This is a genomic window from Streptosporangium sp. NPDC050284 (genome assembly GCF_044459525.1).
Taxonomy (GTDB): Bacteria; Actinomycetota; Actinomycetes; order Streptosporangiales; family Streptosporangiaceae; genus Streptosporangium.
Map to the genome: position 1 here is coordinate 324,381 of NZ_JBITIZ010000004.1, position 18,772 is coordinate 343,152.

The following is an 18,772-nucleotide window of genomic DNA, read 5'->3' on the forward strand; positions in this document are numbered from 1 at the left end:
TCGATGGTACGCGCCATCGGGCCTCCGGTAGACGCCACGGGGGCACCTCGGGCACAAACTGTCGTCACCGTGACCTACAGTGCGGTCATGTCACCGACCGAGCCCACGATCGTCGGAGCCCTGTCGCCGTCGCGCGCGGGTGACTTCATGACGTGCCCACTGCTCTACCGCTTCCGGGTGATCGACCGGCTTCCCGAGCCGCCGTCGCCCGCCGCGGTGCGCGGCACGATGGTCCACTCGGTGCTGGAACGCCTGTACGATCTTCCCGCCCCGCAGCGCACGGTCTCCGCGGCCCACGACCTGCTGGAGCCCCAATGGCACAGGCTCCAGCAGGAGGATCCCTCCTACGCCGGGATGTTCACCGGCGACGACGACCGCGCCGAGTGGCTGGCCCAGGCCCGCGTCATGCTGGAGCGTTACTTCACCCTTGAGGACCCCACCTGTCTGGAGCCCGCGGAGCGGGAACTCTACGTGGAGGCGGTGCTCGGCAGCGGCCTGATGCTGCGGGGTTACATCGACCGGCTGGACGTGGCGCCCACCGGTGAGGTCCGCGTCGTCGACTACAAGACCGGCAGCGCCCCGGGTCCCGCCTTCGAGGCCAAGGCGCTGTTCCAGATGAAGTTCTACGCGCTGGTCCTGTGGCGGTTGCGCGGCTCGGTGCCCCGCATGCTCCAGCTGATGTACCTCGGGGGCGGCGGAGAGGTCCTGCGCTACACCCCCGACGAAGCCGACCTGCTGGCCACCGAGCGCAAGGTCCAGGCCCTGTGGCAGGCGATCGAGCGCGCGCTGGAGACCGGCGAGTGGCGCTCCAGGCCCAGCAGGTTGTGCGACTGGTGCAGCTACAAGGACCTGTGCCCGGAGTTCGGCGGCACTCCCCCGCCCGTTCCCGAGCGGCAGCCGGGCGACACCGTGCGCAGCAACCGGCGGTCCGCCAAGATCTCGAGGGCGGCCACCGACGAGCTGTAGTGACCGTGGTGGCGGCGCCGGAAGCCCTTCCGGCGTTCTCCCCCGCGCTCTTCGACCCGGCCTCACCGCGCTCCCCGCTCCGGTTCCCGGGTGGGTCTCTCCGCGTGGCCTTCCTGCTGTTTCGCGGAGCGGATCCTTCGTGGGGATGAGGGTGATATCCGCCTCTGGCAGGGTGGCGCCGGTGGAAGGGCGCCTACATTGATTGTGTGCGCGACACCATCGGCAGCCTGCGGACGTGGTTCCACGGGCACCCGCTGATTCCCGACGTGATCTTCGGTGGAGCGCTGGCCGCCGCCTCGGTCCCCTTCGCCCACGTGGCCCACGTCTTCGGTGATCCCGACCGTCTGAGGGAGCCCGACGCGATGGGCCTCGGCCTGATCGTGGCGGGCTGCCTGTCGGTGGCGCTGCGCGGCCACCGGCCGTTCCTGATGCTCTTCCTGGTCTGCGTGGCAGAGGTCACGCTGACCTCCACGGGACGCAACCCCTCCCTGCTCTGGCTCGTCACCCTGGTGCTGGTCTACACGATCGCCGGCCGGCGCGGCCTGGCTCTCAGCCTGTGCGCCCCGGCGCTCGCCCTCGCCGGTCACCTCCTGTCGGCGGCGGCGGGGGGTCGGCTCGGCGAGTGGAGCGGCCATCTACTGATGGCCGTCTTCACCGTCTCCCTGTGGATCGCGGGCCGGAGCGTGCTGCTGCGCCGGGCCTACCAGGCGGAGCTGCGCGACCGGGCGCGGCGCATGGAACGCGTCAGGGAGGCCGACACCCGGGCGGCGAGGGCCGAGGAGCGCTCCCGCATCGCCCGCGAGCTTCACGACGTGGTCGCCCACCATGTGAGCGTGATGACCGTCCAGGCCGCCGCGGCGCGCCGGGTGATGGCCGGCAACCCCGAGGGGGCGAGAGAGGCGCTGTCGGCGATCGAGGAGCTCGGCCGGACGGCGATGGCGGAGATGCGCAGCATGGTGGGCGTGCTCAGGACCGAGGGGGCCCTCGTCGAGCGCAGCCCGCAGCCGGGGGTGCGTGAGATCCCCGCCCTGGTCGACCAGATGCGCGAGGCGGGGCTGCGGACGCAGCTGTGCATCGAGGACGAGCGGGCCACCCCGGAGACGGCAGGAGCGGCGGAGGCGGCGGGGACGGCAGGAGCGACAGGGACGGCGAGAACGGCGAGAACGCTGCCTCCCGGTGTCGACCTGGCCGCGTACAGGCTCGTCCAGGAGGCCCTCACCAACAGCCTGCGGCACGCGGGGCCGCAGGCACGGGCCTGGGTGAGGGTGCGGCACGAACCGGGCGGACTGGCCATCCAGGTCGAGGACGACGGCCTCGGCCCGCAGGCGCGCGAGGATGACGCGGAGGCGACCGGGCACGGATTGGCGGGTATTCGCGAGCGTGTCGCCCTCTATGGTGGACTTCTGAGGATCGGCCCGCGCGACGGGGGCGGATTCGAGGTCAATGCCCGGTTTCCCCTCAAGGACACGTGATGACGATCAGGGTGCTGCTGGTGGACGACCAGCCACTGCTGCGCACCGGCTTCCGCCTGATCCTGGAGGCCGAGGCCGATCTCACCGTGGTCGGCGAGGCCGGAGACGGCAAGGCGGCACAGGACCAGTCGCGGGCGCTGCTGCCCGACGTGGTGCTGATGGACGTCCGGATGCCGGGGGTGGACGGCATCGAGGCGACCCGCAGGATCGTGCGGGAGGCAACCGTGGGCGCGCACGTGCCGCGGGTGCTGGTGCTGACGACCTTCGACCTCGACGAGTACATCGTGGAGGCGCTGCGCGCCGGGGCGAGCGGGTTCCTGCTGAAGGACGTCCCGCCCGAGGAACTGGTGCAGGCCATCCGGGTGGTGGCGGCGGGCGACGCCATCGTCGCGCCGAGCGTCACCAGGCGGCTGCTGGACAAGTTCGGCGCGCACCTGCCCTCGGTGCACCAGCAGTCGACCCCCGCGCGCCTTGACCGGCTGACCGAGCGCGAACTGGAGGTGCTCCGGTTGATCGCCAAGGGCATGTCCAACGCGGAGATCGCCGCCGAACTGGTGGTGAGCGAGACGACGGTGAAGACCCACGTCGGCAACGTGCTCACCAAGCTGGGCCTGCGCGACCGCGTCCAGGCCGTCGTCCTGGCGTACGAGACCGGTCTGATCACGCCGGGCGCGCTTCCCTGACGCCCCTCACACGCCCGCGCCGGTCCTGGCCGCCCCTCACACGCTCGCGCGAAGGCGCCAGGGGCGCCCGGTCGCGCGGGCCCTCACGCACCCGCCCGCGCGGCGTACGGGAGCGCGGCGAGTGCGGTCAGCTCGAGACTGCCTGCAGAGGCGGTTGCTCCGTGGAGGCGTTCTCCGGGAAGTGGCAGGCGACCTGGTGCCCCGGGGCCAGTGTCTCCAGTGGCGGTTCCACCGTCTTGCAGATCTCCTGGGCCTTCCAGCACCGAGTGTGGAACCGGCAGGCGGGCGGCGGGTTGAGCGGGCTGGGCACGTCGCCCTGGAGGCGGATGCGCTCACGGTCCCTGCGCCGGGCCGGGTCGGGGACGGGCACCGCGGACATCAGCGCGGTGGTGTATGGGTGCATGGGCGACTCGTACAGGTCCTTGCGGTCGGCCAACTCGACGATCTTGCCGAGATACATGACCGCGACCCGGTCGCTGATGTGCCGGACCACCGACAGGTCGTGCGCGATGACCACGTAGGTCAGGTCGAGCTCGTCCTGCAGGTCCTCCAGGAGGTTGACCACCTGTGCCTGGATCGACACGTCCAGCGCGGAGACCGGCTCGTCGGCGATGATGAGCTTGGGCTTGAGTGCGAGCGTGCGGGCGATGCCGATGCGCTGGCGCTGGCCGCCGGAGAACTCGTGCGGGTAGCGGTTGTAGTGCTCGGGGTTGAGCCCGACCAGCTCCAGGATCTCCTGGACCGCCTTCTTGGTGCCCTGCTCGGTCTGGATCCCCTGGATGCGGAACGGCGCGCCGACGATGGCGCCGACCGTGTGGCGGGGGTTGAGCGAGGAGTAGGGGTCCTGGAAGATGATCTGCACGTCGCGCCGGAGCGGCCGGATCTTGGACTGCGACATGTGGGTGATGTCGTGTCCCTCGAAGACGATCTTTCCGCCGGTCGGCTCGATGAGCCTGGTGATCATGCGCCCCGTCGTGGTCTTGCCGCAGCCGGACTCGCCCACCAGGCCGAGGGTCTCACCCTTCAAGACGTCGAAGCTGATCCCGTCGACCGCTTTGACCGCACCGACCTGGCGTTTGAGCAGGCCCTTGGTCACCGGGAAGTGCTTCTCCAGCCCTTGCACTGACAGAATTGGCTCGGTCACAGACTTTCCGTTCGTCGAACGCACGGCCTGGGCAACGGGTGTGTCGGCTCGCTCGCTCACGATGACCCCAGGTTCGCTTTGATCTCGTTCTCCCAGATGTCCCGCCTGACCTCACGGGGCAGGTGGCACCGGACCAGATGGCCGCCCTCGCCCTCGATCAGCTCGGGCACCTCGGTGTTCGCCCTTCCGCCGGTACGGTCGGCGTATTCGCAGCGCGGGTGGAAGGCACACCCGGCGGGCACGTTGATCAGGGAGGGAGGAGTGCCCTTGATCGGCAGCAGCCGTTCGGTCCGCTCCCTGTCCAGACGTGGCATCGATCCCAGCAGACCCCAGGTGTAGGGATGCTCCGGCCGCTCGAAGATGCTCTCCGACGTGCCGTACTCGATGCCCTTGCCGCCGTACATCACCAGGATGTCGTCCGACAGCTCCGCGACGACACCCAGGTCGTGGGTGATGACGATCAGCGCGGCGTTGAAGTCACGCTGCAGGTCGCGCATCAGGTCCAGGATCTGCGCCTGTACCGTCACGTCGAGGGCCGTGGTCGGCTCGTCCGCGATGAGAAGCTCCGGGTCGCAGGAGAGCGCCATGGCGATCATCGCGCGCTGGCGCATGCCGCCGGAGAACTCGTGCGGATAGCTGTCGACGCGCCTGTCCGGCTGCGGGATGCCCACCCGGCCCAGCATGTCGATGGCGTGCTTGCGCGCGACCTTCTTGCTGACCTGATTGTGGATCCGGTACGCCTCCACGATCTGCGCGCCCACCGTGTAGAAGGGGTGCATCGCCGAGAGCGGATCCTGGAAGATCATCGCCATCTTCTTGCCGCGCAACGTCCTGACGTGGTCGGCCGAGGCGGTGACGAGTTCCTCACCGTCCAGCCAGATCTCGCCGGAGATCTTCGCCCTTCCTCCCTTGTGCAGGCCGAGGATGCCCAGCGAGGTGACACTCTTGCCGGATCCGGACTCGCCCACGATGCCGAGCGTCTTGCCGCGCTCCAGCTGGAAGGAGAGCCCGTCCACGGACTTGACGAGGCCGTCGTCCGTCGGGAAGTGGATCCGCAGGTCCCTCAGTTCGAGAAAGCTCGACGGAGCGCTCATCCAAGCCTCACCCTCGGGTCGACCACCGCGTACAGCAGGTCGACGATCAGACTGGCCAGCACGACGAAGAGCGCCGCGACCATGGTGACACCCATGATCTTCGGAAGGTCGTTCGTCACGATGGCCTGGACGGCGTAGTCGCCGATGCCCTTCAAGGAGAACGTGCTCTCGGTGAGCACCGCGCCACCGAGCAGCAGGCCGAGGTCCAGACCGAAGATCGTCAGGATGGGTGTCAGCGCGGCGCGCAGCCCGTGCTTGACGACCACCCTGGACTCGCGCATGCCCTTGGCCCTGGCCGTGCGAATGTAGTCCTCGCTCATGGTCTCCAGCATTCCCGCCCTGGTCAGACGCGCATAGGACGCGGCGTAGAGGAACGCGAGTGTGATCCATGGCAGGAGGAGGTTGTAGGCCCACTGCGCTGGATTCTCAAAAAACGGCGTGAAACTGCCGCCCGGCGCGGTGATGCCCAACCCGTAACTGAAGACGACGAGGGAGACGATGCCGGTGAAGAAGATCGGCAGAGAGACCCCGGCGAGCGCGATGCTCATCGCCGCCCGGTCGAAGATCGTGCCTTTTCTCAGCGCCGACAGCACGCCCGTCGCGACGCCGCCGAGCAACCAGATCACCGAGGCGCCCAGTGCGAGCGAGAGGGTCACCGGGATGCGTTCCACCAGGTCGGGCCAGACAGGCTGTCTCCTGATGAAGGAGTAGCCGAAACAGGGAGCGGGACACTCCTCGATGGAGGCGCCGGTGTCGAACTCCGAGCCGACGAAGACGCCTGAGATCCAGCGGCCGTACTGCACGGGAACCGGGTCGTTGAACCCGAGTTTCTCCGCCGTGACCGCGATCATCTCCGAGTCCGCGGACCTGCCCATGTAACGGCTGGCGAAGTCCTCGGCCGTGGCACCCGCGATGCGGGGAATCACAAAGAAGATCGAGAACGTGACCATGCTCACGATGACGAGCATGAGCAGCGCGCCGACCAGGCGGCGGATGATGTAAGTGACCACAGTCCCCCCGGCTCCAGGGGCCGGCCCAGCGGGCCGGCCCCTTCAAGCCTCGACTAACCGAACTCGACTAACCGAACTGGATTTCCGACGCTTACTGGACACCCAGGTTCAGGTAGTCGTACATGTCGAACGCACCGGTGACGAAGACGTTCGTCGCCCCCTGAGGACGGACGAGGACGCCCTTGGACCAGACCGAGGGCAGCACGTAGGCCTGCTCCATCACCCTCTGGTCGATCTCGCCCCAGATCGCGTCACGCTTGGCGACGTCGTTCTCCTGGAGTGCCTGATCGATCTTCGCGTCGATTTCCTTGTCCTTGATGCTGAGGTTGTAGTTACCGCCCGACTCACGGATGGTACGGCTGTCGACGATCTGCGACATGAAGCCGAAGCCGTCGTTCCAGTCGGCGCCCCAGCCGTTGGTGGCCAGGCCGACGCCGTTCTTCTTCACGAAGTCCGGCTTGCCGGCGTAGAGCGCGAAGTAGTCACCGGTGGGGTAACCCTTCAGCGTCAGCTTGATGCCGGCCTTGGCCAGCGCCTGCTGGAGCGACTCGGCGGTCGCCTTCTCCTTCGGGCGGTCGGCGCGGTAGGCCATGGTGGTCTCGAAACCCTCGGGCTTGCCGCACGCGGTGAGGGCCTCCTTGGCCTTCTCCACGTCGCCGGTGCCGGTCGGGTAGAGGTCCAGCTTCTTCCAGCCTCCGATCGACGGCGGCATCAGACCGGTCGCGATGTCACCACCGGCGAACTCACCGCCGTAGGCGTTCTGCAGGCCCACCCGGTCGGCGGCGAAGATGATCGCCCTGCGGCAGTCCACGTTGTCCAGCGGGGCCACGTCGGAGATGATCGAGGTGTACCAGGTGCGGGCGCCGGTGGGGTTGTCCGATCGGGCCTTCAGCGTCGGGTCGCCCAGCACGCGGCCGAGCGCGGCGGGCTGGACGCCCGAGCCGGCGAGGTCGATGTGCAGGTCGCCGGAGATGATCCGGTTGTCCAGGTCGTCGGCGTTGACGCCGAGGGAGATCTCGTAGCTGTCCGGCAGCGCCTTGCGGATCGGGTCGGTCGCCGGGTCCCAGTGCTCGTTGCGGACCAGGGTGTACTGCTTGCCCGCCTCGACCTTGTCGAACTTGTAGGGACCGGAGGCGATCACGTGATCACGGTACTTGACGCCGGTGTCCTTGGCCTGAGGGACCGGGATCGTGCCGGGCAGCGCCGCGAAGTTGTCGAAGCCCGCGTAGGCCTTCTTCAGGTGGAAGACGATCGTCTGGTCGTCCGGCGTCTCGATCGCGGAGTCGGTGTTGACGTCCGGAGTCTTGTAGACGCTCTTGAAGTCCTTCGGCAGGTCCAGCCAGTCGTTGAAGTACGTCGGGCCGTTGACCAGGGTCTCCTTGTCCATGGACCGCAGGACCGCGTACTTGACGTCCTTGGACGTGATCGGCGTGCCGTCCTCGAACTTCAAGCCGGCGCGAAGCTTGTAGGTCCAGGTCTTGTTGTCGTCACTCGACTCGCCCAGGCTCTCGGCCAGGTCGGGGGAGAGCTTGCGGCCCTCGGCGCCGGGGGCCGGGGTGTAGGTCACCAGCGAACGGCCGTAGATCCGGACGAGGTTCCAGGAGAGCGCGTAGTAGGTGTCACCGGGGTCCACCGAGTCCCAGTCCTCGGAGATGGCCATCTTCAGGACGCCACCCTTCTTGTCGGAAGGGTTGAACACCGCCTCGAGTCCGGCGTTGAACGCGTCCGCGGCCGCCGGCGCGCCCGACGAACCGTCGGCCGGCTTCGTCTCGCCGCCGCCACCGCCACCGCAGGCGGAGAGCCCCAGGGAGAGAGCGGCACCCGCGGCCGCGAAGGCCACTGCGGATCTCTTGTTCATTTACTTGCACCCCTTGTTAATCCGGGAGAACGGGAGGTTGAAGGTCAGCGGGACGCTTTCGGGTCGAGGGCATCGCGCAGCCCGTCGCCGAAGAGGTTGAAAGCCAGCACCGTGATAAAGATCGCCATGCCAGGAAAGAACATGAAATGCGGCACGTTATAAAACTTCACCGCTTGTGAGAGCATGCCTCCCCAGGTCGCCGTGGGCGCCTGGATACCGACTCCCAGGAACGAGAGCGCGGCCTCGAACAGGACGTTCGTGGGAATGAGCAGCGTCGCGTAGATGAGGATCGGCGCGATCAGGTTCGGCAGGATCTCCCGGAACAGGATGTACGGTCCGCGGGCGCCCAGGCTGCGGGCGGCGTCGACGAACTCGCGTTCCCGCAGTGACAGTGTCTGGCCTCTGATGATCCTGCCGATGTAGGGCCAGTTGAAGAAGCCGATCACGAAGATCAGCAGGCCGATGCGCAACGTGTCGCCCGTCACGCCGAGGCTCTGCTCGAACTGGCCGAGGACACCGACCAGGGCCATCGCGAAGACGAGAAGGGGGAAGGCGAGGAAGACGTCCATCGTGCGGCTGATCAGGGTGTCGACCCAGCCGCCGAAGTAACCGGCCATCACTCCCATGACGGTGCCGATGACCACCGAGAGCACGGTGGCGAGGACCGCGATCAGCAGCGAGATCCGTGCTCCGTAGACCACCCTGCTGAAAAGGTCGCGGCCGTTGACCGGCTCCACCCCGAACAGGAAGTCCCCACTGATGCCCGTACCGCCCTGGGGGGTCATGGTGGAGGTGTCGATCATCTCCTGGTGGAACTCGTTCGGCGGGTGGCCGAACACGTCCACGATCAGCGGAGCGAATATCGCGGTGAGGATCAGCAGGACGACCACGCCGGCGCCGGCAAGCGCGACCTTGTCGCGCTTCAGACGCATCCATGCGATCTGTCCGAGCGATCGGCCTTGGATGGCTTTCACGCCCGCTCCCGCGAGCACTGCCTCCGGCGGGACCTCGGGAGCCTTACCGGGGGCGTCGAGCGGTGCGGTCATACAGTTGGCCCCCTGGATCCCAGACGACGTCGTCCGTTAACGCGTTCCCCGGGTCGGGGTAGCGCGCCGTTAGTCTACGGGCCGTTATTAGTGGTCCCGAGGGCAGAATCTATGGGCTGAACTGCGCTGACCAGTCCCCTGAGGCGCTATGTGGCTCAACTGTGATTCACGCGAAATTCATTCGTTTTGATCTTGAAGGTAATGTCCGGACGCCGTTCCGCTTCTGTCTCGGATTCGTGACATTGAAATGAGACGCTTACGCAGCGTCACCCGATCCCGTGACGCTTGAGGATGTCCTCGACATCGGAGAAGTCGTCATCGGCGGCCGGCTTCGCCGCGGGCTTCGATCCGGCGGCCCGGGACACGGGCGAGGGCGCGGGCGTGCGCTTGGGGAGCGGCTGCGTGGCGGCCGTCGCACCGGGCGTGCCCGATGTCACGGCCTCGCTCCGCACCGGGGCGCCCGTGGCGGACGCCGGGGATGTCCCGGACGCCGCGGCCTTGAGGCGGCGGCCACGCATGAAACCGGAGATCAGGAAGAGCAGCACGGACAACCCGGTCACCGCCACCCCGGACCACACCACGGGGTTGAACACCAGACCGGTGAGGAACCCGCCGATCGCCGTGCCGATCCGCCACACGGTCGGCAGCGCGCCGGTCAGGTAGGCGGCGACGGGCAACAGCGACCAGGCCACCGCACGCAACCCCGCCGCGGCGCCCCGGCGGCGCATCAGCAGGAAACTCAGCACCAGCCCCACGCCGGTGACCCCGGCGCAGAGCGGCAACCACGCGATCTGTTCGTACGACACAGCGGACCGCCCCTCATATCGGCTTACCCGGATATCCATCCTGGCACGTCGAATCGGGACGGGCCCTCCTTCCTGAGGAGGGATCGCCCCCTAAGGGATACGGCCCGGCTCGCGTGAAATATCAGGGACGACCCCCATCGGACCGTCCCCGGGGAAGCTGTCCGCCCTGTCGGCTACCCGGTGAGGAGTTCTTCGTGGAGGGACTAACCGTCGGAGGTACCTGCGACGGAGGACCCACGGGCGGGTGGCTCGGCGAAGGGCGGCTCGCCGAGGGAGAGCGAACGCAGTACCGCCACGTCGACCTCCAGCAGCGAGCCGACGACGAGGCGGCCGGGCGCGGAGGGAATCGGCAGCACGCTCGGCACCGCCACCACCCGGCAGCCCGCGGCGGTGGCCGACGTCACCCCATTCGGGGAATCCTCCAGGGCGACGCAGCGGGCCGGATCGACACCCAGCAGCCGGGCCCCCGTCAGGTAGGGCTCGGGGTGGGGCTTGGTCTTGGTGACGTGGTCAGCGGTGACCACGTGGTCGAAGTTGTGCTCGCCGATGCTCTTCAGGCACGCCTCGGCGATCGGCCTGGCCGAGGAGGTGACCAGGGCGGTGGCCAGCCCCTCCTCGCGCACCTCCGACAGCAACTCCAAGGCCCCGGGCATCATCTCCACCCCACCCGAGAGCTTGGCGATCATGCCCTCCAGCATCCAGGTCTCCACCTCGGCGCAGCCGGCGTCACCACCGGAGATCCGCAGCATGTAGGCCGCGGTGACCGCCATGGAGCCGCCCACCGTGTTCTCCTGGTGGGCCTCCCCCCACTCGCCGCCGAGTCGTTCCATCACCTCGGTCTCCACCTGAAACCAGATCTTCTCGCTGTCGACGAGAAGCCCGTCCATGTCGAAGAGAACAGCTTCCATTTCCCGTGAATCCTCCTGGCCGATCACACACCGGTCATACGTTGAAATAGTTGGCTTCGGGATGATGGACGATCAGCGCCGACGTCGACTGCTCAGGGGGAGCTGGAACTCCTCCGACAGCTCGACACCGATCCTGGCCGGATCGAGCAGCCCCGTCAGCTGCACCTGGTCCTCCAGGTTGGGGCAGGCCGGATAGCCGAATGAGTATCGAGGGGAGCTTGGTGCCCGGTCCGATGGAGCCGAGCACGAAGCGGGGGCGGCCGGGGGTGGAGTGGGCGTCGGCGGCCTCGCGGGCGACGCGGGCACCGGCCTCGGAATACTCGAAGACACGCTCGGAGATGTGGTATTCGCCGAGAGCTGAAGGATCGGCGCCGAAGGTGTTGGGCTCGACGCGGTCGACCCCCACCTCGAAGTAGGCCTTGCGCACGGCGCGGACGCTGTCGGGGCGTGTGACGTTGAGCACCTCGTTGCAGCCCTCGTGGCCTCGGAAGTCGTCCATGGTGACGTCGTGGGCCTGAAGCGTCGTCCCCATCGTCCCGTCGGCGACCGTCACGCGCTCGGCCAGGACCTCACGGAGAGACGGGCTGCTTGTCATGGGGCAAGCGTACTGGGATCCGTCCGGGCGCTGATTGTTCTTGACAGTGACTGAACTTATCCAATTAATTGCGCTAATTTCCTAAGCATTTCCTTATGTGCTGATGATGGATGATCGCACCATCCTCATCGGTTCCTGCCGCCCCTGCCCGCGCGGGCGATTCCCCGGGGCGCCAAGGGCGCCTCTCTCGGCCGATGGCTGAGAGCCCGGCGAGCCCGGCGGACCCTCGCGAGGATGGTGAGGCTCGGCGCGCGGACCGCAACGTCCTGATCGTCCACACCGCGCCGGGAAGGTGACGTGAAGGCCCCCTCACCACATAGGCTTAGCCGGATAGGGCGTGAGGTGAGAAGGAGGGGGCGCGTGATCGAGATCGAAGGTCTGCCCGAGCTCGTCGACCCGGTGATGATCGCCGCGTTCGAGGGGTGGAACGACGCGGGTGAGGCTTCGAGCGGAGTGATCGCGCATCTGGAGGACGAGTGGAAGGCGACCCCGCTGGTCTCCCTGGACCCGGAGGAATACTACGACTTCCAGATGACCCGCCCGATCGTCGAGATGGGTGAGGGGCTGACGCGCTCCATCACCTGGCCGACCACCAAGCTGTCGGTGGCCAGACCCCCGGGCGTCGACCGCGACGTGGTGCTGCTGCGCGGCATCGAGCCCAACATGCGCTGGCGTGCGTTCTGCGAGGAGATCGTGCTGGTCTGCCGCGAGCTGGGAGTCGAGCTCGCGGTTCTGCTCGGCGCGCTGCTCAACGACTCGCCGCACACCCGCCCGGTGCCGATCGTGGGATCGGCGACCGACGAGGGCCTGGCCAGGGCGATCAACCTGGAGCTGAGCCGCTACGAGGGACCGACGGGCATCGTCGGCGTCCTCCAGCACTCGCTGGGCGCCGCCGGGCTGCACGCCGTGTCGCTGTGGGCCTCGGTGCCCCACTACGTGGCCCAGCCGCCCAACCCGAAGGCCACCATGGCACTGCTCAGCCGGATGGAGGACCTGCTCGACATCCCGATGCCGCTGGGCGAGCTGGCCGAGGAGTCCCGGGCCTGGGAGCACGGTGTCGACGAGCTCGCCTCCCAGGACAGCGAGGTCGCCGAGTACGTCAAGGAGCTCGAGGAGCGCAAGGACGCCGCCGAGCTGCCCGAGGCGAGCGGCGACGCCATCGCCGCCGAGTTCGAGCGCTATCTGCGCCGCCGCGACCGTGACTCCGACGGCTGAACTCACGGCGTACGGTTACCACCGGACGCCCTTTTTCGCCTAGGTTGAATCCAGTTGATCCTGGGGTCAGGCCCGGGCCGACAGCACTGATCGGGCGCGTCCCGGACCCTCGGGGACGCCGAACGGCAAACCGGACGTCGGTGACTCCACGGCCAGGAAGGACACGGCCTCCCGCGAGGGACCGACGGACGACGCATCACTGCCACGACCACCTGTCCATGTGACTGCGCACGTTAGGGCGATCATGGCGACTCCCTATATCGACCCCTACCACAAGACCGCCGACCCGCACAGGAACGCGCAGGACGCGCGGCTCCGCGTCCTCGAGCTGGCCGCGTTCATGAAACGCGAGGAGGCCGACGACGCCTCGCAGCCGCGCTCCCGGGGCACCGCCTCCGGACACGCCGTCGACATGTTCCTCGCCCTGCTGCAGGACCGGCTCCCGGTCTGGCGGCGCATTCTCGACGACCTGATGTATCTGGTCGGCAAGGGCCGGGTGAGCGAGAACCTTCTGCCCATCGCGCGAGCCGGCATCGACTACTACTGCGAGGTCCAGTCGGCGGCGCTGCCCGCCTTCACCTCCCCCTCGGTCACCGTCCGGTTCCGCGAGGCGATGCGCGACAGCGACATCGACCCGATGTCGGAGATCATCCCGCTCGCCACATATCTCGCGGCCGAGGAGCGGGCGGGGCGCCTCTCCCCCGGGGTCGTCCCGGTCGCCAGCGCCAGGCTGCTGCTCGCCGGGTGCTTCCGCCACGCCTACTACGAGATACTTCTCGGCCCCGACTTCCTGCCGTCGCGCGACGAGGTCGCCGAGGAGATCGTCCGGGAGCTGAGGCTGGAGCCCCAGCGAGACTGATCGGCCCCCGGGACCACCGGCGCCAGGTGCCCCCCGCCTGAGCCGGGACGTTCGCGCTCCGGCGCTGCCTGGCGTGCCCCGGCCCCCGCCGCCACGGACGTCCGGCGGGCCTGGCCGCCTTTCGAGGCCACCGACGCCAGGCGGGCCTGGTCGAACCGGGCCCACACCAGCGCGGCCAGGTCGGCGTCCACCCCCAGGGGTGCGGCGACCAGGTCGGCGCCGGACGCCTCCAGGCGGTCCTGGAAGAAGCCGGGAGCCAGGAGATAGGAGGCGAGCGCGATCCGCGGCGCGGGTCCCGAGCGCAGCCGATCCAGTGCCTCGGCGACCGAAGGGGCGCCCGTCGCGGCGAAGGCCGCGGTGACCGGACGGGAGAGCCGGACCGACAGCAGCCGGGCCGCCGCCCGCACGTCGGCGAGCGCGGCGGGATCGGACGACCCCGCCGCCCCCAGGATCACCGAGTCGGCCGCCCTCAGCCCGGCGGCGGACAGCCGCCTGGCGAGAACGGCGGCGAGCAGCGGGTGCGGCCCCAGCGGCGGCGCCACCACGGCGTCCGGCCTGGCCGCGGCCACCACGGAGGGCAGGTCGATGTGCACGTGGTAACCACCCGCCAGCAGCAGCGGGACCACCACGACGGGGCCGGGCAGTCCGGGAAGCATGTCGGCGAGCAGAGGTGCGCTGATCTCCAGGAACGCCTGCTCCACACGTGTGCCCCGGCGACCCCTGCGCACCAGGTCGCGCAGGCCCGCCAGGGTCTCCTCCCCAGAAGAGCTGCGCGTGCCGTGCCCGGCCAGGACCAGAGTCGTCACAGGCCTTCGCCCCGGTCGCAGGCCAGGCGGTAGCCGCGCTTGACGACCGTCTCGACGATCCCCGCGGGGCCGAGGGCGCGGCGCAGGCGGGTGATGGCCATCTCGACCGCGTGTTCGGCCGAGTCGCGCGAAGGGCCGCCGGGGAGCACGGTCCTCAGATCCGAGCGGGCCACCACGTGTCCCGGCTTGTCCGCCAGACGCTTGAGGACCGCCATCGGCGCCGGCGGCAGCGGCTTCAGCTCGCCGTCCACCGCGACGGCGTGGCCGCGAATCTCCAGCTGGTGGCCCCCCGCGACCAGACGGGTGACGCTGTGCTCGGGCAGGTGCCTGGCGAGGGCACGGGCCAGCGTGCCCAGGCGGGAGCGCTCGGGCTGCACGGTGGGCACCCCGCGCGCCTCCAGCGGCCCGGCGGTGACCGGGCCCACGCAGGCAGCGACGACCGGTCCCGCGAAGGCCGCGATCAGTGCGTCCTCCAGGCCGTCGGCGCGGGCGGAGTTGAGCATGGCCAGCACGGCCGGGGCGCTGGTGAAGGCCACCGCGTCCACCCCGCCGGAGATGGCCTGGCTGACCAGCCGCCGCAGCGGCGAGACGTCACGGTAGGGCAGCCACCGGTAGACCGGCACCTCGATGACCTCCGCGCCCGCCTCGCGCAGCGCGGTCACGAAACCGGTCAGCGGCTCCCCGTGCAGTTGTACGGCGATGCGGCGGCCGCGCAGGTCCTGGGCGAGCAGGTGCTGCTTGACCTCCTCGCACGACTCCGTGGGCGGGGTCCAGTGGTCGACCAGGCCCGCCGCCCTGACCGCCCCGCGCGCCTTGGGCCCTCGGGTCAGCAGCCTGGCCGAGGTCAGATGCTCGGAGAGGTCGCCGGAGAGCCCCCAGCCCTCGGCAGCGGCCATCCAGCCGCGGAAGCCGACGCCGGTGGTGACCACCACGTCGTCGATCGGGGCCGACAGGCTGGCACGGGTCGCGGCCAGCAGGTCGGCGTCCTCCGCCAAGGGAACCAGCCGGATCGCCGGGGCGCGCACCACCCTGGCGCCCCTGCGTTCCAGCAGTGCGCAGAACTCCTCGCGCCGCCGGGTGGCGGTGACCCCGATCGTGAACCCGGCCAGCGCGTCGGGCGCGGTCTCGGGAGAGCCGATAGGACTGTCCAGAACGGCCATGCTCATCTGTCGTTCACCACTCCTCGCTCGATGTTTCCTCGGTATCCGGCCGTCCGCGACTCCACGCTGCCCGCCCCGCACCCGCCCGCGCTCACGCGGAGCCCACCTCCACCGTTGTGCCGGTGACGCGGATCGAATAGGTCGGCACGGCCACCGCGGGATCGTCCAGGCACACCCCCGTCACGAGGGAGAACACCTGCTTGTGCATGGGGGAGGCCACCACGGGCTCTCCGGCCCTGGTGCCCACGATCCCGCGGGACAGGACGTGGGCGCCGCTGAACGGATCGAGGTTGCCGATCGCGAACAGGGAGCCGTCGAAGGCGCGGAACAGCGCGATCTGCCTGTCGCCGACGAGCGCGCACGCTCCGCGCTCGGGCAGCAGGTCGGTGTAGGAGCAGACCGGGGTCCAGCGGGTCGTCTCCAGGTCTTCTCTCAGTGCTGTCATCGGTGAAGGTCTCCTCTCCTCGGGTCCTCGGGATGCGACGGTCACGGTGACGGTCCGGTACGGGCGGGCAGGGCTCAGAACGGTCCGGGACCGCTCAGGAACGGACGACCTCCAGCGGGATCAGGATCGGTTTCACCTGGTCGCGCTCGGTCTCGAAGGCGATGGACGGGTCCGGGGTCCCGGGTGCGTTGACGAAGGAGACGAACCGCCGCAGCTTCTCCGGGTCCTCGATCGTGGCACGCCACTCGTCGGCGTAACCGGCCACGTGCCGCTCCATCTGGGTCTCCAGGTCGGCGCAGATCCCGAGGGAGTCGTCCAGGACGACCTCCCTGACGTAGGCCAGGCCCTGGGCCTCCAGCCAGGCGGAGGTGCGCTGCAGGCGGTCGGCGGTGCGGATGTAGAACATCAGGAACCGGTCGATGACGCGGACCAGCTCCTCGGTGCTCAGGTCGGAGGCGAACAGGTCGGCGTGGCGCGGGGTGAAGCCGCCGTTGCCGCCCACGTAGAGGTTCCAGCCCTTCTCGGTGGCGATGACGCCGAAGTCCTTGCCGCGGGCCTCGGCGCACTCGCGGGCGCAGCCGGAGACGGCCGACTTCAGCTTGTGCGGCGAGCGCAGGCCCCGGTAGCGCAGCTCCAGCGCGATGGCCATGCCCACGGCGTCCTGCACCCCGTAACGGCACCAGGTCGAGCCGACACAGGACTTCACCGTGCGCAAAGCCTTGCCGTACGCGTGCCCGGACTCGAAACCCGCGTCCACCAGGCGCTTCCAGATCAGCGGGAGCTGCTCCACGCGGGCCCCGAACAGGTCGATCCGCTGCCCGCCGGTGATCTTGGTGTAGAGACCGAAGTCGCGGGCCACCTCGCCGATCACGATGAGGCTCTCCGGGGTGATCTCCCCGCCGGGGATGCGCGGCACCACCGAGTAGGTGCCGTTGCGCTGGATGTTGGCCAGGAAGTGGTCGTTGGTGTCCTGCAGGGCGGCCTGCTCGCCGTCGAGGATGTGGCCGTTGCCGAGCGAGGCGAGGATCGAGGCGACGACGGGCTTGCACACGTCGCAGCCGCGCCCGGTGCCGTGCTCGGCGATGAGGTACGAGAACGTCGTGATGCCACGCACCCGGACGATGTCGAACAGCTCCGCCCTGCTGTACGCGAAGTGCTCGCACAGTGCCTTGGAGACCTCGACGCCCGAGGAGACGAGGATCTGCTTGAGCGTCGGAACGCAACTACCGCAGGTGGTGCCGGCGCGGGTGCACGCCTTGATGCCGGGGACGTCGGTGAGGCCGTGCTCGGCGATGGCCTCGCACACCTGTCCCTTGGTGACGTTGTTGCACGAGCAGACCTGCGCGTCGTCGGGGACCTCCATGTTCGCCGGGCCGCCGGTGAACAACAGCTCGCTCGGCGACCCCGGAAGGTCACGGCCGACGAAGGGCTTGAGGGTGTTGTACGGGGTGGCGTCGCCGACGCAGATCCCGCCGAGAAGGGTGCGGGCGTCGTCGCTGACGAACAACTTCTGGTAGACCCCGCCCACCGGGTCCATGAAGGTCACATCCAGCGCGCCCTCCATCGCACCGAACTGGGCGACCTCCACACCGAGCAGCTTGAGCTTGGTCGACAGGTCCGCGCGGGTGAAGACCGCCTCGCCCCCCATGATGCGGTCGGCGGCGACCTCGGCCATCGTGAAGCACGGCCCCGCCAGCCCGTAGACCACACCCTCGTGCAGGGCGCACTCGCCGACCGCGTAGATCGCCGGGTCGCCGGTGCGCATCCCGTCGTCCACGGCGATCCCGCCGCGCCCGCCGACCTCCAGGCCCGCCTGCCTGGCCAGCTCGTCGCGCGGCCTGACGCCCGCGGAGAAGACCACGATCTGCGCCTCGACGGTCTCGCCGTCCGGCTTGACCAGGCCCGCGACCCGCCCGTCCGGACCCGCGACGATCTCCTTGGCCCCCGCCTCGGTGTGCACGCTCAGGCCGAGCGCCTCCACGTGGCCGCGCAGGACGGCGCCGCCGCCCTCGTCGACCTGCCGGGGCATGAGCCAGCCGCCCATCTCCACGACGTGCGTCGCCAGCCCCAGGCCCCGCAGCGCGTCGGCGGCCTCCAGCCCCAGCAGCCCGCCGCCGATCACGATGCCGCTCGTGGCGCCCGAGGCGGCCTGCCTGATCGCGTCGAGGTCGTCGATCGTGCGGTAGACGAAGCAGCCGTCCAGCTCCCTGCCCGGCACCGGTGGCACGAACGGGCTGGAACCGGTGGCCAGCACCAGCACGTCGTACGGCTCTCGGTGCCCGTCGGCGGTGGTGACCTCACACGCCTCCCTGTCGATGCGCACGACCCTGGACGACAGCCGCAGCACGACCCCTTCCGGCGTCGGATAGGTGAGGTCCTCGATGCTCCTGCCCGCCAGGTAGGAGGTGAGCGCCACCCGGTCGTACGCCGGCCGGGGCTCCTCCCCCAGCACCGTGATGTCGCCCGCGAAGCCCTTGGCGACCAGCGCCTCGACCAGCCGGTGCGATGTGGGTCCGTGTCCTACCACGACGAGCCGTGACATGGCCGCGCTCCTTTTCCCGTACGCTCCGCTGTCGTCTTCCCGTACGTTCCGCCGTCGTCCGCCCGTCCCTCGGGACCGGTCGTGGCGCCGCTCTTCCCTGCCCGCGGCGCGACCGTCTCTCCCGGGGGACGGGCGCCCTGACGTGAGGCGATGATGGTGACGG

The 18,772-nt window shown here is 69.3% G+C and carries 17 protein-coding genes; 5 read left to right on the plus strand and 12 right to left on the minus strand.

The window, feature by feature from the left end; translation table 11 throughout:
* The first annotated feature begins 87 nt into the window (after positions 1 to 87).
* The 3 genes from ACIBH4_RS12440 (at position 88) to ACIBH4_RS12450 (ending at position 3,121) form a co-directional block, all read left to right on the plus strand.
* Positions 88 to 966, plus strand: a complete 879-nt coding sequence (locus tag ACIBH4_RS12440) for a RecB family exonuclease (RefSeq protein WP_362514319.1) — start codon at positions 88 to 90, stop codon at positions 964 to 966.
* 206 nt (positions 967 to 1,172) lie between these two features.
* On the plus strand, positions 1,173 to 2,438 hold the full coding sequence (locus ACIBH4_RS12445; protein WP_362514314.1) for a histidine kinase: 1,266 nt from the start codon (positions 1,173 to 1,175) through the stop codon (positions 2,436 to 2,438).
* Positions 2,438 to 3,121, plus strand: coding sequence for a response regulator transcription factor (locus ACIBH4_RS12450; protein WP_362514311.1), 684 nt, complete (start codon positions 2,438 to 2,440; stop codon positions 3,119 to 3,121). Before ACIBH4_RS12445 ends, ACIBH4_RS12450 begins: the two co-directional genes overlap by 1 nt.
* Positions 3,122 to 3,248: 127 nt before the next feature.
* Here the strand turns inward: ACIBH4_RS12450 and ACIBH4_RS12455 are convergent, their stop codons facing one another.
* From ACIBH4_RS12455 to ACIBH4_RS12490, 8 genes are all read right to left on the minus strand, one after another.
* On the minus strand, positions 3,249 to 4,265 hold the full coding sequence (locus ACIBH4_RS12455; protein ID WP_362514308.1) for a dipeptide ABC transporter ATP-binding protein: 1,017 nt from the start codon (positions 4,263 to 4,265) through the stop codon (positions 3,249 to 3,251).
* A gap of 56 nt (positions 4,266 to 4,321) precedes the next feature.
* Complete coding sequence (locus tag ACIBH4_RS12460) at positions 4,322 to 5,359, minus strand: ABC transporter ATP-binding protein (RefSeq protein ID WP_362514304.1); 1,038 nt, start codon at positions 5,357 to 5,359, stop codon at positions 4,322 to 4,324.
* Positions 5,356 to 6,369: an ABC transporter permease gene (locus tag ACIBH4_RS12465; RefSeq protein ID WP_362514301.1), complete on the minus strand. Its 1,014-nt coding sequence runs from the start codon at positions 6,367 to 6,369 to the stop codon at positions 5,356 to 5,358. The genes ACIBH4_RS12460 and ACIBH4_RS12465 overlap by 4 nt, the downstream gene beginning before the upstream one ends.
* Before the next feature lie 91 nt (positions 6,370 to 6,460).
* The gene (locus ACIBH4_RS12470; RefSeq protein ID WP_362514298.1) at positions 6,461 to 8,227 is read right to left on the minus strand and encodes an ABC transporter substrate-binding protein; all 1,767 of its coding nucleotides are present in this window, start codon (positions 8,225 to 8,227) and stop codon (positions 6,461 to 6,463) included.
* 44 nt (positions 8,228 to 8,271) lie between these two features.
* On the minus strand, positions 8,272 to 9,273 hold the full coding sequence (locus ACIBH4_RS12475; RefSeq protein ID WP_362514295.1) for an ABC transporter permease: 1,002 nt from the start codon (positions 9,271 to 9,273) through the stop codon (positions 8,272 to 8,274).
* Between the two features lie 266 nt (positions 9,274 to 9,539).
* The gene (locus ACIBH4_RS12480) at positions 9,540 to 10,079 is read right to left on the minus strand and encodes a cellulose synthase (protein WP_362514292.1); all 540 of its coding nucleotides are present in this window, start codon (positions 10,077 to 10,079) and stop codon (positions 9,540 to 9,542) included.
* Positions 10,080 to 10,282: 203 nt separating this feature from the next.
* Entirely contained in the window at positions 10,283 to 10,987 is a 705-nt protein-coding gene (locus ACIBH4_RS12485) for an HAD family phosphatase (protein ID WP_362514289.1), read from the minus strand.
* Between the two features lie 34 nt (positions 10,988 to 11,021).
* A complete protein-coding gene (locus ACIBH4_RS12490; protein ID WP_362514286.1) occupies positions 11,022 to 11,582 on the minus strand; it encodes a homocysteine S-methyltransferase family protein in 561 nt (186 codons plus the stop codon).
* 360 nt (positions 11,583 to 11,942) lie between these two features.
* On the opposite strand from ACIBH4_RS12490, the gene ACIBH4_RS12495 reads away from it, so the two are divergent.
* Together ACIBH4_RS12495 and ACIBH4_RS12500 are read left to right on the plus strand one after the other, a co-directional pair.
* Positions 11,943 to 12,797 (plus strand): PAC2 family protein, encoded by an 855-nt coding sequence (locus ACIBH4_RS12495; protein WP_350947671.1) that lies wholly within the window; start codon positions 11,943 to 11,945, stop codon positions 12,795 to 12,797.
* Between the two features lie 244 nt (positions 12,798 to 13,041).
* Positions 13,042 to 13,656 carry a hypothetical protein gene (locus ACIBH4_RS12500; protein WP_362514282.1) on the plus strand — a complete coding sequence of 205 codons (615 nt, stop codon included), beginning with the start codon at positions 13,042 to 13,044 and terminating at the stop codon, positions 13,654 to 13,656.
* Here ACIBH4_RS12500 and ACIBH4_RS12505 read toward each other — a convergent pair.
* From ACIBH4_RS12505 to nirB, 4 genes are all read right to left on the minus strand, one after another.
* Positions 13,560 to 14,462: a sirohydrochlorin chelatase gene (locus ACIBH4_RS12505; RefSeq protein WP_362765087.1), complete on the minus strand. Its 903-nt coding sequence runs from the start codon at positions 14,460 to 14,462 to the stop codon at positions 13,560 to 13,562. The two genes, ACIBH4_RS12500 and ACIBH4_RS12505, sit on opposite strands and share 97 nt — an antisense overlap.
* On the minus strand, positions 14,459 to 15,628 hold the full coding sequence (locus ACIBH4_RS12510; RefSeq protein ID WP_362514276.1) for a uroporphyrinogen-III synthase: 1,170 nt from the start codon (positions 15,626 to 15,628) through the stop codon (positions 14,459 to 14,461). The genes ACIBH4_RS12505 and ACIBH4_RS12510 overlap by 4 nt, the downstream gene beginning before the upstream one ends.
* 85 nt (positions 15,629 to 15,713) lie before the next feature.
* Positions 15,714 to 16,067: a nitrite reductase small subunit NirD gene (gene nirD, locus ACIBH4_RS12515; protein WP_362514273.1), complete on the minus strand. Its 354-nt coding sequence runs from the start codon at positions 16,065 to 16,067 to the stop codon at positions 15,714 to 15,716.
* 94 nt (positions 16,068 to 16,161) lie between these two features.
* Positions 16,162 to 18,609, minus strand: a complete 2,448-nt coding sequence (gene nirB / locus ACIBH4_RS12520; RefSeq protein ID WP_362514270.1) for a nitrite reductase large subunit NirB — start codon at positions 18,607 to 18,609, stop codon at positions 16,162 to 16,164.
* Positions 18,610 to 18,772: the final 163 nt, after the last annotated feature.